Annotated in this window: 18 protein-coding genes and 1 pseudogene; 14 read left to right on the forward strand and 5 right to left on the reverse strand. The window is 53.9% G+C overall.

The genetic code is table 11. The annotated features are described in order from the left end of the window. The first annotated feature begins 147 nt into the window (after window positions 1-147). The 6 genes from AGR1_RS06290 to AGR1_RS06315 all read left to right on the forward strand — a co-directional run bounded on the left by AGR1_RS06290 (window position 148) and on the right by AGR1_RS06315 (window position 6,338). Window positions 148-1,476, forward strand: coding sequence for a P-loop NTPase fold protein (locus AGR1_RS06290; RefSeq protein ID WP_149146476.1), 1,329 nt, complete (start codon window positions 148-150; stop codon window positions 1,474-1,476). Between the two features lie 311 nt (window positions 1,477-1,787). Further along, a complete protein-coding gene (locus AGR1_RS06295; RefSeq protein ID WP_149146477.1) occupies window positions 1,788-3,263 on the forward strand; it encodes a DUF4041 domain-containing protein in 1,476 nt (491 codons plus the stop codon). Between the two features lie 118 nt (window positions 3,264-3,381). Further along, window positions 3,382-3,606: a hypothetical protein gene (locus tag AGR1_RS06300; RefSeq protein ID WP_149146478.1), complete on the forward strand. Its 225-nt coding sequence runs from the start codon at window positions 3,382-3,384 to the stop codon at window positions 3,604-3,606. A gap of 355 nt (window positions 3,607-3,961) precedes the next feature. After that, window positions 3,962-4,366 carry a hypothetical protein gene (locus tag AGR1_RS06305; RefSeq protein WP_187772064.1) on the forward strand — a complete coding sequence of 135 codons (405 nt, stop codon included), beginning with the start codon at window positions 3,962-3,964 and terminating at the stop codon, window positions 4,364-4,366. A gap of 37 nt (window positions 4,367-4,403) precedes the next feature. Beyond that, window positions 4,404-5,858, forward strand: coding sequence for an ATP-binding protein (locus tag AGR1_RS06310; RefSeq protein ID WP_149146480.1), 1,455 nt, complete (start codon window positions 4,404-4,406; stop codon window positions 5,856-5,858). A 9-nt stretch (window positions 5,859-5,867) separates the two neighbouring features. Further along, window positions 5,868-6,338, forward strand: a complete 471-nt coding sequence (locus tag AGR1_RS06315; protein WP_149146481.1) for a hypothetical protein — start codon at window positions 5,868-5,870, stop codon at window positions 6,336-6,338. Window positions 6,339-6,353: 15 nt separating this feature from the next. Here the strand turns inward: AGR1_RS06315 and AGR1_RS06320 are convergent, their stop codons facing one another. After that, entirely contained in the window at window positions 6,354-6,911 is a 558-nt protein-coding gene (locus tag AGR1_RS06320) for a PIN domain-containing protein (protein ID WP_149146482.1), read from the reverse strand. A gap of 73 nt (window positions 6,912-6,984) precedes the next feature. Here AGR1_RS06320 and AGR1_RS06325 point away from each other — a divergent pair, with 73 nt between their 5' ends. From AGR1_RS06325 to AGR1_RS06345, 5 genes and pseudogenes are all read left to right on the forward strand, one after another. Further along, window positions 6,985-7,221: a hypothetical protein gene (locus AGR1_RS06325; protein WP_149146483.1), complete on the forward strand. Its 237-nt coding sequence runs from the start codon at window positions 6,985-6,987 to the stop codon at window positions 7,219-7,221. A 197-nt stretch (window positions 7,222-7,418) separates the two neighbouring features. Next, window positions 7,419-7,994, forward strand: coding sequence for an SLATT domain-containing protein (locus AGR1_RS06330; protein ID WP_149146484.1), 576 nt, complete (start codon window positions 7,419-7,421; stop codon window positions 7,992-7,994). Then, window positions 7,994-9,313, forward strand: a complete 1,320-nt coding sequence (locus AGR1_RS06335) for a reverse transcriptase/maturase family protein (protein ID WP_149146485.1) — start codon at window positions 7,994-7,996, stop codon at window positions 9,311-9,313. Before AGR1_RS06330 ends, AGR1_RS06335 begins: the two co-directional genes overlap by 1 nt. A 240-nt stretch (window positions 9,314-9,553) precedes the next feature. Next, window positions 9,554-10,927: an ISNCY family transposase gene (locus tag AGR1_RS06340; protein WP_149146486.1), complete on the forward strand. Its 1,374-nt coding sequence runs from the start codon at window positions 9,554-9,556 to the stop codon at window positions 10,925-10,927. 265 nt (window positions 10,928-11,192) lie between these two features. Continuing rightward, window positions 11,193-11,279 (forward strand): annotated as a pseudogene (locus AGR1_RS06345) (peroxiredoxin); the annotation flags it as partial. A gap of 60 nt (window positions 11,280-11,339) precedes the next feature. Here the strand turns inward: AGR1_RS06345 and AGR1_RS06350 are convergent. After that, the gene (locus AGR1_RS06350; protein ID WP_149146487.1) at window positions 11,340-11,792 is read right to left on the reverse strand and encodes a DUF5680 domain-containing protein; all 453 of its coding nucleotides are present in this window, start codon (window positions 11,790-11,792) and stop codon (window positions 11,340-11,342) included. A gap of 166 nt (window positions 11,793-11,958) precedes the next feature. On the opposite strand from AGR1_RS06350, the gene AGR1_RS06355 reads away from it, so the two are divergent. From AGR1_RS06355 to fghA, 3 genes are read left to right on the forward strand one after another with little or no spacing between them, the layout of a single operon-like run. Further along, the gene (locus AGR1_RS06355; protein WP_149146488.1) at window positions 11,959-12,414 is read left to right on the forward strand and encodes a YaiI/YqxD family protein; all 456 of its coding nucleotides are present in this window, start codon (window positions 11,959-11,961) and stop codon (window positions 12,412-12,414) included. Window positions 12,415-12,439: 25 nt separating this feature from the next. Continuing rightward, window positions 12,440-13,099 carry a DUF1345 domain-containing protein gene (locus AGR1_RS06360; RefSeq protein ID WP_149146489.1) on the forward strand — a complete coding sequence of 220 codons (660 nt, stop codon included), beginning with the start codon at window positions 12,440-12,442 and terminating at the stop codon, window positions 13,097-13,099. Window positions 13,100-13,128: 29 nt separating this feature from the next. Continuing rightward, a complete protein-coding gene (gene fghA, locus AGR1_RS06365; RefSeq protein WP_080790762.1) occupies window positions 13,129-13,962 on the forward strand; it encodes an S-formylglutathione hydrolase in 834 nt (277 codons plus the stop codon). Window positions 13,963-14,022: 60 nt separating this feature from the next. Here fghA and AGR1_RS06370 read toward each other — a convergent pair whose 3' ends face one another. From AGR1_RS06370 to AGR1_RS06380, 3 genes are all read right to left on the reverse strand, one after another. After that, a complete protein-coding gene (locus tag AGR1_RS06370) occupies window positions 14,023-14,412 on the reverse strand; it encodes a RidA family protein (protein WP_080790763.1) in 390 nt (129 codons plus the stop codon). Window positions 14,413-14,657: 245 nt separating this feature from the next. Next, complete coding sequence (locus AGR1_RS06375) at window positions 14,658-15,146, reverse strand: hypothetical protein (RefSeq protein ID WP_080790764.1); 489 nt, start codon at window positions 15,144-15,146, stop codon at window positions 14,658-14,660. Window positions 15,147-15,308: 162 nt separating this feature from the next. Beyond that, window positions 15,309-16,103 carry an ATP12 family chaperone protein gene (locus AGR1_RS06380; RefSeq protein WP_080790765.1) on the reverse strand — a complete coding sequence of 265 codons (795 nt, stop codon included), beginning with the start codon at window positions 16,101-16,103 and terminating at the stop codon, window positions 15,309-15,311. Between the last annotated feature and the right edge of the window lie 26 nt (window positions 16,104-16,129).

Consider the following 16,129-nt stretch of genomic DNA (forward strand, 5'->3'; position numbering starts at 1 on the left):
AAAGTAATTTACCGAAGCCCTGTAAGGTGACCTCGAAAATCTTCACCAAACAGTGGTGGAAAATTACATTTCCTTAGGGAGATGCAATCCGCTCTTTGTGCAACATTGAATGGTTAGTAGCAGCACATACCTGCGAGGCGGCAGATTATGAGACTTCATCCAACTCCCAAAGAAGTGGTTTTGTACGAGGAGGGATTCAGCGATTCCGATCTGCTAAGTCGTGCATCTGTCGGGCAAAGAGTTTCAGAACTCGTTGAACGGATCGAAGACCCGATGGTGCTCGCAGTTGATGGACCTTGGGGAAGCGGGAAGTCTTTTTTCCTGAAAAGGTGGGTGGGGGCGCATACGGTTGAGAACGGCGGTACAGCTACGACTGTCTATTTCGATGCTTTTGCGAATGATTTTTTGGACGAGCCCTTGGTTGGGCTGATCGGTGCCATCGGCGAGCGCCTACCGAAAGGAAGACCTCAGAGAAGTCTAAAGAAAGTGAAGGAGGTCGTTTACAAGGTGGCTGGTCCTGTTGCGAGGATTGGTGCGGCTGTCGTGACGGCGGGTGCGACCGAGCTTGCGGGTCCCATTCTTGATGCGGCAATCGAGGCTGGCGGAAAAGAAGCTCAAGACGTGGCCGAAGCGTTTTGGAAACGAGAAGATGGCCGCAGGGCAGCTATTTATCAGTTTCGATCCGCCCTAAGCGAGATTACGAAAGACGGAAAACCTCTCGTAATCGTTGTCGATGAGCTTGATAGGTGCAGGCCGGACTACGCGCTCGCTGTGCTAGAAGTCATCAAGCACTTTTTTGCAGTTGAACGAGTTCACTTCGTGCTGGGTGTAAACCTAGATGCGCTGGAAGATATGGTTCGGATTCGCTACGGAGCCAACATCAATGCGGGGGGCTACCTGAAGCGCTTTGTCTCGCTTTCTCTGTCGCTTCCAAATAATCTCGGCGGTGATCTTTCTGTCAATGCCTCCGTCCATTACTTCCAAGTGACCGGCAGGGAAATGGGTATTGAGCCAAGATTGCTCGATGTAGCGACTGACCAACTAAAAATGGCCGTGACTGCTACGCCGGTATCCCTGCGAGATATCGAGAAGGTGCTTATCCGGTTTGCGCTGCTTCCAAGGAGGAAGGGTTTCGAGCGAACCTACCCCGGATATCAGGCTCTCATCGTGTCGCTGACTTTGTTCCAAGTCTTGAAGCCAGACCTTTTTCGGCGAGCTTTCAGGCGCTCTTTGAAGATCGGCGATATCGAGATTTTTTTCGGTATGACGCAGTCAACGCTCGATGAAAATTCTGATAACTACGACAGAGACGTCTCTTTCCTCAGAGGTCTATGGCAATTTGCGCTGACAGGCACAGTCGATGTCGAGAGTGAAAAGCCACATTTTGCCAGGGCGTTTAATGGACGCGTACGCACCGTTTTTGAAACCATTGAACGAGACTATTTTGCTCTCTTTGAGATCAACGAGACCGCGTAGGAAACGGAATTGTTCGCCTTAGTTCGGAGATTGGCTAAATCATCGAATTCAAGGTTAACGCTGGATCGCTTGCAACTGCAGCGGCATAGACAACCGCTGAGCGTACCGCAGTTTGAATCGCCGCCCGGTCGGCGCGCGCGTCAGCGACTCGCAGTCTCCTCTGGTATCTCTTGAATATTACTGTTTGGTCGTTTCAGCTCCAATTTAGCTGGGCCAGACATCGGGGCTCTTTTATCCATCGTCTGATTGTGCTCTCTAGAATTATTCAACGATAACGGTAATCTGCAGTCTTTAAGGGCTGGGGAGCATCAATGAGTCCAGATTATTCAGTCGCAATTGGCGTTACTTTCGCTCTGGTCATTCCGGTGGCAATGTTGGTTTTCTTGGTGCTGTGGTGGAAGCAGCGCCGAAAAGCAAGAAAGGCCACAACTGAAGCCGCCCAACTCAGCGGTGAACTGACCGAGACGAACGCGAAACTCTCGAAGGCCACGGAGCTAGGACGCAAAACTCACGAAGAAAAAGTCGTCTTGGCTGAGCGCATGGCGGGGTTGGAAGATCGGTTTAAGGGCGTCCTCGATGTCGATGCTGAGGTGTCGAAGCTTCAGACACAGGTGAAGATTGAGACGGCGAAGATAGATGATCTACGCAACTCCTATGTAGAGAAGCGGGCCACCTATGACCGCCTGATAAAGGAAGTTGCCGTCTTCGATGAGAAGCTGGCATTTGCGGAGATGGGCGTTTACGAGCCGCATTTCGAGTTTAACGACAGCGAAGAGTACAAGCGCAATATTGAAATCGTGAGGGCTTCCCAAAAGGCGATGGTGACGGCCAAAACAGCCGCCGTGTGCCCCACCGCCTGGACGGTCGAGGGGAGTACCTCAAAGGGCCAAACGATGACTAATCGGAACATCAAGTTGACGCTCCGAGCCTTCAATAATGAGTGCGAGGCTGCAATAGCGAATTGTCGGTGGAGCAACGTCAACGCGATGGAAAAACGTATTGCCTCTGCCTTCACCCAGATCAACAAGTTGAACGAGTCCAACCATGTTTCTATTACCGAACCGTATTTGAAACTAAAATTCCAGGAGTTGTTCTTGACACACGAGTACCGGGAGAAACTCAAAGCCGAGCGAGAAGAACGGGCGGAATTGGCTAGGGCAGCCAAGGAAGAGCAGAAACTCATCCGCGACATGGAGCGTGCCGAAGAGGAGGAGGCTCGTTATCAGCGTCTTCTCAATAAGGCCAAGGCCGAAGCCGAGAGCGCGGTCGGCCCGAAACTTGAAGCATTCAATACCCAGATTGAGATGCTGGAACGCGACTTGGCGGAGGCGCATGCAAAGTTTGAACGTGCGCAGGCGATGGCTGAGAAGACCCGTTCGGGGTATGTTTACATCATTTCAAACGTCGGTTCGTTCGGCAGTGACGTCGTGAAGATCGGTCTGACACGCCGTCTCGATCCAGCAGACCGCATCCGCGAGCTTGGGGACGCCAGCGTTCCATTTGTTTTCGATACTCATGCCATCATCTATAGCGACAACGCTCCGGGACTGGAGCGTGCTCTGCATGCCGAATTTGAGCCTGTGCGAGTGAATGCCCAGAATTACCGGAAGGAGTTCTTCAAGGCGACTCTGGACGAGGTCGAGACTGCCGTTAAGCGCTTGGCTCCAGATGCCCCGTTTTTCAAAGACGTTGAGGCGCAGGATTATCGGGAGACACTCGCAAAGCGGCGGTCTACCCTTCTTGCTCAGGAAATGGCAGCCGAAGCATTGCTACCCGAGGCGATCTGAGAAAGGACGCGTCACAGGCCCCCGTCAGGAAACCAGCTCTTACTTCATTCGCAACCGGACAAGTTTTCTTGTAGGGAGAGATGGGGGGCGGCCGTGACGATCTCGGAGGGACTGGAACATGATCAATCCAATCGTGAGGGTAATTCAGGGGGCGATTGTTAATCTCTGTTTCTCCGACCCAGCAACCGGTGCCAAGTTGGGACGACTGAAGCTGCAGGCAAACATGAACATCAGGACCGCGTTGAAAGTGGATGGTGACGTGCTCCACTACAGCAGAGAGCACGTTAAAAGCTTGACCACGGCAGAGCTAAAGGACGCTCTAGCGAAGGCGGTCGGGGGATAAGATTTACGGTTCGGATACCACCTCAAAAAAACATTGACGCAGCGGTTTTTGTTCTTTATTCGTTCTAATCATGAAAGACGCACCTCTGCACATCATACGAATATCCCGTTAATCCGCTGCCTCGTCAGAGGCTTCGATTAATCGCGAGTATTCGAGTGTGTAGATGAGTATCCAGCCGTTTCCTTCTGGCAGGACGCCACGTACGTCGTCAGCCATCTTGTCCCAGCCCAAATTCAGCCGATGCGTAGGACGCTTCATCGCCAGAGATCAACTGGCGCGTGATGTCGCGTGCCTTTTGGAATTCGAAGACGCAGTTTCGAGCTGGAACTGCCGGTCCCTGGAGTTTCGACAGGGCTTGGACACGTATCGCCCTGATTTCGTTGCCGAACGATCTCAGGATATCTTGGTAATCGATGCAATCGGGCAACATCGTCCTCCGCCTTGGATTTCTGAAGCCGTCCGCGCAGAGAACTATACTTATCAAACCTGGTCACGCGGCGACATTGATCCGATCCGCTTGAAAAATTGCAAAGACCTGCTTCGTTACGCCGGGACTGAGGTCCGTCTCGGTGACCGCATCCGGTTGCTTTCCGCGCTTGAAGATCAAGGCTCCCTCACGTTTTCAGAGTGCTTGCAGATGATGAGGGAGAGCCAGCCGATATGCGCGCTGGCGAACATGATTTTAGCCCGGTTTATCGAGATCGATCTCGATACCGCGCTTCTAGGGCCTGACACCAGCATCCGCAAGTTCTCTCGATAAATCACGTATTCTCATATTAGATCGCCAAGGGATCACCATGTCACGCAGCAAAAAGCATAGCCGTGCGCCTCAATCCATGCGCCAATACGTATTCGATAGCATCATCACCCGCGCTATCAGGGAGCATCCTCTGTTTGCAGCAGGGGGGCCTGGCTTTCTGGTCCTTGTAACGCCTGAAGGATATCCCCCGTCTGAATATAAAGCGTCTGTTTTCGAGCACCTTACCCAAGAGGACAGCTTCTATAGAAGCGATGATGTAGGCTGCATTCTCATCAATCTGAAAGATAAATCATCGAAGTTCGAAGACGACTATTACCAGTGCTATAGAAGGGAACGCGTCGTCGCTGTGATCGAGAAAGGTGTTGAGTTGCCTTCGGTAATCCGGCTCGCCGCAGACTTGGTGATCGACATTCCCCCTATCACGTCCGACGATCTAAAAGCTGCATCGAGGGCTGTGTTGCGTCTCCCTATGACGGACGAGCAAGCCATCATTGCACTCAGCTATCCACGTGAGCACCTCTGGGCAGCTTTTCGTCCGAGACGTTCGATCAGCGAAACAATGCGACGCTTGAGGGAAACTCCGGTTGCCGCGCCAAGCAATGAGGCGAACCAAAATAAGATGCGGCCAGCCTCTGAAACGCCGATGCTTGCGGAAATGTACGGCTATGGTTCGGCAAAAGAATGGGGCATGCAGCTTGCGACTGATTTAGCCGATTGGCAGGCTGGAAAGATCGACTGGGGCGATGTGGATAAAGGCATCGTGCTTAGCGGTCCTCCTGGCGTTGGCAAAAGCATTTTCGCCAGCGCGCTTGCAAAGCAATGCGATGTTCTCTTGGTCGCATCATCACTTGGACGGTGGCAAAGTAGGGGGCATCTGGGCGATCTACTTAAGGCGATGCGAGCGGACTTCGACCGCGCCCGTAGCAATGCACCGTCTATCATGTTCATCGATGAAATTGATTCCTTCGGGTCACGGGACTGTTTCGACCACGACAATGCTAATTACAGCATTCAAGTCGTGAACGCGCTGCTGGAATGCCTGGATGGATTGGATGGAAGAGAGGGTGTTGTCGTAGTAGGTGCCACGAACAATATTGATCGCATTGACCCGGCGATCATTCGCGCTGGCCGACTTGACCGACATGTTCAGATTCCACTGCCATCAGTTCCAGACAGGATTGCGATCCTTTCCCAATTGACGGACCACTGCATCGCGATTTCTGAACTCGCATCTCTAGGACCGCTCACCAAAGGTATGACAGGTGCCGATTTGGCAAAAGCTGTTCGCGATGGACGGAGGCTGGCAAGGCGGGATAAGCGGCAGCTCACGCTGGAAGACCTGAAGGCAGGACTCCCGGAAGTAGTCAAAATTTCTGGTGAATACCGTTGGGCTATTGCAGTTCACGAAGCCGGGCACACAGTTGTTGGTACTCAACTGAAATACGGCACGTACCTGGGCACTAATATTTCAGATTTCGTGCGCCCTGACTAAAAGCATCAGATGGGCGGAGCAGCTCATTTCGACATTCCCTCGGTTGGTCGTCGTAGCCAACAATTCTATCTGGATTGTGTTGCAGTGATGCTGGCGGGCCTGGCATCAGAACAACTGTGTCTAGGAGACCTTAGTGACGGGGCGGGCGGAGGAGAAAACTGCGACCTCGCCGTCGCCACGCGCATTGCAACCTATGCTGAAGCCAAGCTGGGGATGGGGGCATCGTTCCTTCACAGTAAGGCTGAGAGCGATGAGGAACTCGAAAGGATCAGGCTGCACGACGCGGGTTTGCGAGCCCGAGTGGAAAAGACCCTGACAGACCAATTTGAGAGAGCGAAGGACATCCTGAAAATAAAGCGAGTCCTGCTTGAGATGCTGGCGACGGAACTAGACGCGAACGGCTTTCTCTCCCCTCAACGCGTTATCGAACTGGAGAAAAGCATCGCCGTTTCAATTCCTTCGGAACCTCAAATGATTTGAACCCAGCGGTAACTGCTAGTTGGCCCCAATTTTTTCGAGGGAAGCTTCATGTGGGTTGGTGGTATGCCACGTGTCGGTCTGGGGATTATAGATTCCCGGGAGTGGGTAGCAGCTGTGGATAAGAAGGAAGTCTCGCGTATTGAAAGTCGCAATAGGTGTTCTATGTACCAGAGCTGCTGCGGCAACATGAAGGTCCTGCCCATGTCTGAGACGTTTTGCACCGGGATGAGAAACGATGAGATTGCGTAGCTTCGGATCGGCAGCTAATGTTCCCCAAGCTTCGGCTACCTCTTTCCCTGTTTCCAGGATAGGCATGCCCAACGTCATTAGATTCTGGTACCACCGCGTCAATTGCACCGCTTTCACCGGATCGCGGGAACAAAGCTGCGTAATGCCCTGTTGGAACTCCATGATTGCGGCAGCTGGAATAAAAAGGTTTGAGGCCGTTTCCATGAAGCGAATGACGTCCGGATGAGGCCTCACCCTGCTTGTTTCGCTTAGGACGCATGTGTCGAGAATATATCCTACCACCATGGAAGTATGCTCACGTGAAAATAAGGGCACGCTCCACATTTATAGTTAAAGCGGAGTTAATCTCGCTTTATCGGAAATCGCCCGGCGATATTCATTCACCTAGGAAGCTGCAATGACTGAAGACGAGCATCTCTCACCATCGGAAGGCTCCAGTGGAAACATAACCGGCGAGGAGATTGCTATTCCAGTAAAGGGTGAACTAAGGCGATTCTTTGAACTCCTCCGCAGCAAGGGGAAAATCACGGTCAGCGATGGAACGGATCGCTTTTCAGTGCGTATTTCTCAGATTCAGATTTCCGATAAGGCACGAGAGTTTTTGACGCGGGGAGGGCCTGCTTCAACGGATTGAACATTGTTGTAATCATTGAAATTCTCGAAAAATTGTTCTAGTTTGCAACCGGTGCGGGCGGAGTGGGTAAAACCACTGGCTCACTTGTGGGTCACGGTCATAAAGCAAGGCTTGTCCTTGGCGTCTGCTACATTCCTAGAGAGTGTTTAGTTGCTTCGAGATATTGCGCCCGCACCAATAAGTCGCTTGGGGGGAGCATGGACGCAACTGGGAAGTCTACAATAAACGATACCATATGGATCACATCCAGAGTTCGTATGATTTCGGAGCGGAAGGCGCTTAGAAACCAAAATGTTTCTTTCCTCGCAGTAACTTACTACTCCTTGTTTACGGTAATTCTATCGGTCTTTGATGACTATTACAGAGAGCCGTATCCGTTGCTCGATGAGATTAATCTCTCGTCGTCTGTTATCGTTTTGGTCGCGTCGCTGGTGGCGGCAGGTTTCCGCTTGGAAGCGCGAGCGTCGACTTTCCGGGAGTGCTATCTCAAGCTTCAGACGTTACACGACGAGGATATCCCTGAGCAGGAAAAGAAAATGAAGTACAGGGAAATACTGGTCGATTTTACGAACCATACCCCAAAGGATTACACCGATTTTGTAGTAGGTCACATTTTTGTCGAGCGAAAATCACTTTGCAGTGGTGGCAGAAAGTTGGAGTATACCACGTTGATGGTGTTATCGTATTTCTCCCGGATCGCATTGTACTGGAGCTTGGTCTCAGCTCTTTTTCTAGCGCCGATCCTCTTTCTTCTTAGGCCTCTGGTGTGCTGATGGTCACGACACCAAAGCAGATTTTCGATAATCAGTTCAGCGCGCTCAATCTCTCCACGATTTTCAGTGAACGAGTATCGCAGTCCGGCACTGTGGGGCGGGACGGGGTCCATCCCGTCGCTTTCGAGAAAAATCTCGATCAAGAAATCGCGCTGATTAGAAAAAATGTGAATGCCTGTAAGTACCGTTTTACTACTTACAAACAACGCTTGGTGCTAAAGGGAGCGGGAAAGGCACCACGTGAAATCTCAATAGCGGGTGTCAGAGACAGAGTCTGCCTTCGAGCTTTGAATAATTCATTAGCGGCGATTTTCACTCAGGCGAAACCAGCGCTCGCTCATCAATACATTAGCGAAATTAAGGCATATATTAAGCCGTTGTCGGACGATTACTCGTTCGTACAGATGGACGTTGAAAACTTTTTTCCCTCAATTTTACATCAGGAACTAATGAAGCGCTTGCGCAGCAAGACGCGGTATCAAAAGCTGTTGTCTCTCGTTTCGGCGGCAATTACGACGTCGACAGGTGTGAGTGGCACCAAAGACAAAGGAGTTCCGCAGGGGCTTAGTATTTCGAACGTGCTTTCGTCGATCTACATGATACCCATCGATGAAGAGGCCTGCGATAAATACGAGTATTACAGGTACGTCGACGATATCCTGATCATCTGCAAAAAAGAGAACGCCGAAGCGAATTTAGCCTTCATGACGAAGCGACTAGCGAGGGTTGGTTTGACTGTTCATGAGCCCACGCTTGGCAGTAAGACCAAAATTGAGCCTCTCTCAAAGGGCGTTGAGTATCTAGGCTATCACCTGACGCCGCGTAAGGTCTCAATCAGGCGCAGTTCTTACCGAAACATTATGGAGAAACTTGTTTCCGTCGTCACTGCGGCGAAATACAAGCCGTCCGACCGTCGCCAAGTTCGGCGTCTCAACTTAAAGATCACCGGTTGCTTCGTAAACGGCAAGCGATATGGGTCGATGTTCTATTTTTCGATGACTGATGACAAAGAGCAACTGATGCGTCTAGACAGATTTGTAGGTCGTCTATGGAAAAAAGCAGGCTTCGATAAGTACGGAACGCCGAAAACCTTCGTCAAAACCTTTCATGAGATAAAATATAACCTAGCAGCAACGAAATACATACCACGCTTTGATGATTACACCGTCGAGCAGATGATGCAGTTTATCGCCGATCTGGAAGCCCGAGAACTCGATGATGTTCGGACTTGGACGGAGGAGAAAATCCGGAAGACTTTCAGACGTCACGTTAAGAGAGAAGTTAGCGATCTGCTCAAAGATATGACACCGACGAGTTGAGCTGTCTTGTGACGGCTTCGTTCAAAGTTGGGCCACGCTCAATTCTGTTTTGGGCCAGATAACGCCGGTTTGGGCCATACTGAGTTCCGTTTTTACAGCTGAAATCCATAACCACACCATCAGTTAAGTTCCATAATCTATCTTATGCGATTATTCCTTGTAGCCGCAAAGTTAGAATGTCCTAATTTAGCAAAGTTAGAGTGTCACACTCCCCGCGTTTGATAACGCGGAGACGAGCAGATGGGATTGATAGCGATGAGCGAGCGGGATCTGCAGCGGATCGAGGTTTTGTCGAAGGTGGCGGCTGGCCGTATGACGATGGTGACGGCGGCGCATGTGCTTGACGTGAGCACGCGCCAGGTGCGCCGATTGTTGACCCGGATGAGCATCGGTGGAGCCGCATCGATCCGCCACAAGGCGATCGGACGTCCATCAAACAACCGGATCAGCGACGGCGTTCAGGATTACGCGGTGACGCTGGTCCGGGAAAGTTATGCAGACTTTGGCCCGACCCTCGCGTCAGAGATGTTGGCCGAGCGGGATGGATTGTGTGTGTCGCGCGAGACGTTGCGTCATTGGATGATCGATGCCGGCATCTGGTTGTCGCGCAAGCAGCGCCGGACCTTCCATCAGCCAAGATTGCGCCGCGAGGCTTATGGCGAACTGGTGCAGATTGATGGCTCCTACCATCGCTGGTTCGAAGATCGGGGCGATTCGTGTACGTTATTGGTGTTCATCGACGATGCGACCGGCAAGTTGATGCAATTGCGGTTTGTGCGATCGGAAAGTGCGTTTTCCTACTTTGAAGCGCTAGGGCTTTATTTGCGTGAGCACGGTGCCCCAATCGCGTTTTATTCAGACAAGCATTCGGTGTTCCGAGTGGCAAGGAAGGATGCCAAGGGCGGCCAGGCCATGACGCAGTTCGGGCGTGCGCTTTGCGAGCTAAACATCGAGATTCTCTGCGCAAATTCCAGCCAAGCCAAGGGTCGTGTCGAACGGATGAACCGGACATTGCAGGATCGCCTAGTCAAGGCGCTGCGACTGGCCAGGATCGATAACATGGAGACTGGCAACGCGTTTCTGGCGAGTTTCATGAGCCGGTATAATGCGCGATTTTCCATCGTCCCTGCCCGTTGCGATGATTTGCACCGGCCGCTGAATCTGGCGCCGGATCGATTGACCGAGATCCTATGTAAACGCGAGCAGCGTTACGTCGGAACACAGCTGACGTTTTCGTTTGAACGCAAGCGGATCATGTTGGCGGAGACCGACGTGACGCGTGGTCTGGTTGGCCATTATGTCGAGACCTATGCCTATGAGGATGGTCGGCTCGATGTAAGCTGGCAAGGATATTCCCTACCCTATACGGTGTTCGACAAGGACCAGCGGGTAACGCATGCGGCAATTACCGAGAACAAGCGGCTCGGTGATATTCTGGCTTACGTCAAGGAGCGTCAGGACCAGCATGTGCCACCGGTCGTCAAGACCAACAGCGAGAAGATCGGTTACCAGCCACGGGGTCGAAAGCCGGGACGGAGCACGGATTTCATGAATGATCCCGCGGTGATTGCGCAGCGCAAAAAGGCGCTGTTGAAGCAGACAGCTGCGGAGTGAGCTGAAGGTCGAATAGCCTCAAAGCTAAAGGCGAAGAGGTGTGTTTGCCACCCGCCCCGATCTGATCTTGCAAGCGGGATTAGCCGCTCAGATCGGGGCTGGTCGGTGTGCCGTGTAGCGACCAGTCGGACATTTCTACTTTGCAAACCGGCGGACATTTCAACATCGCTGCCACATTCCTCTTTGAATTGAAGCTAACGGTATTCGGTCGATCCGGTCGAAATCCGTGAAAAATGGAAGAACGATATTCGCACTGCGACCGGCTTCAACGTCGATTTCCAACGATGATGCGCTTGCCCGTTTCGGTTCCTATGACACGGTTCTTCCCTATCTGCGCAAGACCAAACAGCCCGGCAGATTTGAAGCCTGGAGATGGGGCGTTGAAACATCATCGTCCCATCCTTCGCCTCTTTCACGGCTTTATCATTCCGCCATGATAATCAAGCCGGTATGTCTCGACGTGTCCCCGGTAAATGCGCTCCAAGCCGGTGAAGGACTTGAACTCTCCGGCATTCGTGTCGACATAGACCAAATCCTCCACCGGGTGGGTGAAGCCGCCGAGAAAACGGCCCTCACGATAGAGCGTGGAAAGCGACCTCTGGATGACCCTGCCGGCCGTAGCGCCATCGATCATGTCGGGCCGGAGGATGCGGCCGTAACAACTCATCGCCCACACCGCCGTTCCCTTATGCCAAACGACCTCCTGACCTATGAAATCGGTTCCCCCGAAATAGCTGTCGATATAGTGCCAGTCGCCGTTCCGATAACCGAGATCGTGCGATCCCTTGCGAGTGGGCGTCGCGGAGTTGTTGCCGCCGCCGACATACGTCGCGGACTTGGCCTGCACAATGAAATCTTCCAGCATGGGAAACCTTTTGGAGGCAAGAACATAAAGTGAACATAGTCGACTTTTGGGATGTTCGCAAGTGCGCCCCTGCACGGCGTCGAACCCGCATTTCAACAATCGCGGGCTTGGTAATCGCGGCGTTTGCGCTTAGAAGCGTGGCAGGAATTATCCGAAAAGAGTGTCCATGCCGCAAAACCCGCAAATCTATGTCGATGCCGATGCCTGCCCCGTGAAGCCGGAGATTCTCAAGGTGGCGGAGCGGCATGGGTTGGAAGTGACCTTCGTCGCCAATTCCGGTCTGCGCCCGTCGCGCGATCCTATGGTGAAAAATGTCATTGTTTCCGCCGGTTTCGACGCCGCGGACGACTGGATCGCTGACCATGCCGGCGAAAACGACATCGTCATTACCGCCGATGTACCGCTGGCCGGGCGCTGCGTCGCCAAGCGTGCGCTGGTGACCGGGCCGACGGGCCGCGTTTTTGACCAGTCGAATATCGGGATGGCGACGGCGATGCGCGATTTTGGCGCGCATCTGCGCGAAACCGGTGAAAGCAAGGGATATAACGCGGCTTTTTCACCGCGCGACCGCTCGGCTTTTCTGGAGACGCTTGACCGTTTCTGCCGCCGTGTCAAAAAATGACGGCGCCAACGGAGAGGCGCCACCCATGAACCCGGCCACTATGAAAAGCAACAGCTATCGTCGCCATCAACCTTTCGTCATTGCTTTTTTGGTCGGCGCCGTGAGCCTTGGCCTGGCGCTGGTTTTTGCGCCGCCGCTGGCGATCGAGATCGCGGCCGTTCTGTTCTTCCTGACCTATCTCACCTTGATTGCATTTCGCCTGTCGGGGTTGACGGCGCAACATCTGAAGGCCCATGCCGATAGCGATGATCTGCCTGCGGTCGCCATCATCGCCGTCACGCTGCTTGCCGTTGCTGTCGCGGTAGTATCGCTGTTTCAGGCCCTCAATCATACGGGCGAAACGGTCTGGGCGCTGCTCATCGCCTTCGCCTCGGTGATCTTCGGCTGGCTGACCATCCACACCATGACCGCCCTGCACTACGCTCATCTTTACTGGCGGCCGGCAATGGCCGACGGCAAGCGCCAGCATCGCGGCGGCATGGATTTTCCTGGGACGAAGGAACCCTGCGGTTACGATTTTCTCTATTTCGCCGTGGTGATCGGCATGACGGCGCAGACGTCGGATGTGGGGATAACCACGACCGCCATGCGCAAGGTCGCGTTGCTGCACTCCATCGTTTCTTTCTTTTTCAACACGGTTCTGGTAGCGGCGGCGGTGAATGCCGCCGTCTCGCTTGCGGGCTGAACCGGAAAATTTTCACAAGGAATAGCTTCATGAACATTATTTCGCAAAATACGGCCTTTGGCGGCATGCAGGGCGTGTTTTCTCACACATCTGAAACCCTGAAATCTGAGATGACCTTTGCGGTTTATGTGCCGCCGAAGGCGATCCATGAGCCCTGCCCTGTCCTTTGGTATCTTTCCGGCCTCACCTGCACCCATGCCAATGTCATGGAAAAGGGTGAATATCGCCGTATGGCGTCGGAACTCGGGCTGATCATCGTCTGCCCCGACACCAGCCCGCGCGGCAATGATGTGCCAGACGAGCTGACCAACTGGCAGATGGGCAAAGGCGCCGGATTTTATCTCGACGCCACTGAGACGCCCTGGTCCGAGCACTACCAGATGTACAGCTATGTGACAGAGGAACTACCTGCTCTCATCGGCCAGCATTTCCGTGCGGATATGAGCCGCCAGGGCATTTTCGGCCATTCGATGGGCGGCCATGGCGCGATGACCATTGCGCTGAAAAACCCTGAGCGTTTCAAGAGCTGCTCGGCCTTTGCGCCGATCGTGGCTCCCTCGTCGGCCGACTGGTCCGAGCCGGCGCTGGAAAAATACCTCGGTGCGGATAAGGCCGCGTGGCGCCAATATGACGCCTGCGCGCTGGTCGAGGACGGTGCGCGTTTTCCCGAGTTCCTGATCGATCAGGGCAAGGCCGATAGTTTTCTTGAAAGCGGCCTGCGCCCCTGGCTGTTCGAAGAAGCGGTCAAGGGCACGGATATCGGCCTGACGCTGCGCATGCATGAGCGCTACGACCACTCCTATTATTTCATTTCCACCTTCATGGACGACCATCTGAAGTGGCATGCAGAGCGGCTGAGCTAAGAACGGAGAGGCAAGCTGGCGGCGTCCTGTAAGCGCCGCCGCTGCGGATTTAACCTGACATTACGGGATACGGGCAATGACCTTGATCTCGAAATCGAAGCCGGCAAGCCAGTTGACGCCGACGGCGGTCCAGTTCGGGTAAGGCTTTTGGCTGAAAATCTCCTGCTTGACGGTCATGATCGTTCCGAACTGGTGTTCCGGATCCGTGTGGAACGTCGTCACATCCACAATATCCTCGAAGGTGCAGCCCGCCGCCGCAAGCGTTGCCTGGAGGTTTTCGAAGGCAAGCCGGACCTGCCGCTCAAAATCAGGTTCAGGCGTTCCATCGGCACGACTGCCGACCTGGCCGGAAACGAAAAGAAGGTCGCCGGATCGGATAGCTGCGGAATAGCCATGCTCCTCGTAAAGCGCATGCCTGTTGGCAGGGAAAATTGCTTCGCGTGCGGTCATTGAAAATCTCTCTTTTTGGCTTGGGTGGTCATGGACGCGAGAAGCGTTGCTCTTATTCAAAGAAGGCTTCGGACGTCCATTTACATACGTTACGTATGCCAGATAGATACATACGCGCCGCATGTCAATTCCATATACGCGACGTATGTTAACTTAGGGGCACCGAAGATGCGCCCGATTGAAGCTTGAGATAGAAGCTGAAATGCGGACGAATTGCCGTCACGCCTTCGCCTTTTGTGTCCTGCTTATGGAAACAGAGCCGTCGCAAGCGTCGTCGGGGCGGGCCGGTTCAGCCTGAATTCGCGGATCACGCGTTCGGCGACGCCATAGGCAAGTTCCTGCTCTATCGACTGATCGTCGAAGCTGACGACGGTGGCGGTGAATTTGGCTTCCGCGATTACCTCTCCCGTCGCAACAGCGGCGGCGCGGACGATGACCTTGGCTGACGCCCTTTCCCCGAACAGGAAGGGACCGCGTACAACGGATGCGAGACGGATGGTCAGCACCACGCGCGGCCGTGTTTCTCCACGCGCCGTGGTTTTGATCGCATTTTGCACCTGTGCATGGATGGACTGCATCAGCGCCGGAGCGACATCCGGGCGTGCCGCGACGAACGCGCCGCGCACATCGTAGAGCAGCCGGTCGGTATTGGTCGCTTCCGGTTCCAGCCTGAAAGACATGAGCACGAAACACGCCAGCACAAGAATGCCAAGGCGTTTTAGCGTGGTAATCATGATCAGCGGCTCCCCTCGCGCATCGGCCGAAAATCAGAACGATTTTCGACAGGAACGATGCGCAAACTCAAGCTGCTAGAGCGTCCTGTTGCACGCCCTTTCGGGCGTGCGGCGCTCTAGTGTGAGGTAGCCATATGTTCGACGAACAGGGTTAGAAAAGCGTTAAGAGGCGCTCTTCAACGACTCCAGAACATTGAGGGCTGCGCGCATGTCGACAAGCCTGACGGCGCGGCGCTCCAGCGCCTCCTCGTCCTCGCCCCATTGCTCGGCGGTCCAGTCCTCGTCCAGATGGGCGAGCGCCCATGTTTCTTCCAGCGTCAGCTGCCCTTCCGCCAGCGCCAGCGCCAGAATGGCCGAGCCGGTCAGCGACGTCATGGTGTGAAGAGCGGCAAGCGCAATCGGTGTGTCGTATTTCTTCAGCGTTACGGCAAAAGCCGCAATAGCTTCGCGCGGCTGGTCCTGATGCATCACGCCTTCTACGAGAATGAAACGCGCGCCGAGCACATTGGCCGCCCAGTCCAGAACAGGATCCCAGTGGTCCGTCTGACGCGCAACCAGCGCTTCCGGATCGCCGGCGCGATAGCAGAGGAGATCGGAAGAGGAAAAACGAAGTATGTCCTCAAAAACAGCCTGCGTGTCGTTGGCGACGCCATCAATGGCCGTGTTCACATGCCGAGAGACGGGCATGACCACCGGATTGACCACGTCTTTCTGGTCATCCCATTCATCGCGAAGCAGTTCCGCCAGCGCGCGCGTCGGGACGGTCAGCGGCTTCTTGGCTGGAGTGCGCAGCGGCTTGCCATCGAGAAGGATGGTAAAACCGCCCTCCTCCGCCTCGCCGACGGTGACATCCTTGTAGAACCGCTTCGGCAGAGGTTTCTGCATCTGGATCTGCGCGCGCAGGATCGGGTCGGGATGGCTCAGGCCCTCCGAAAGGTCGTTCAGGAGATCACGCATGGCACGTCCTCGTCAGTCGGATAGAA

Origin of the sequence: Agrobacterium sp. B1(2019) (genome assembly GCF_008274755.1) — a bacterium.
Classification (GTDB): Bacteria; Pseudomonadota; Alphaproteobacteria; order Rhizobiales; family Rhizobiaceae; genus Agrobacterium; species Agrobacterium salinitolerans.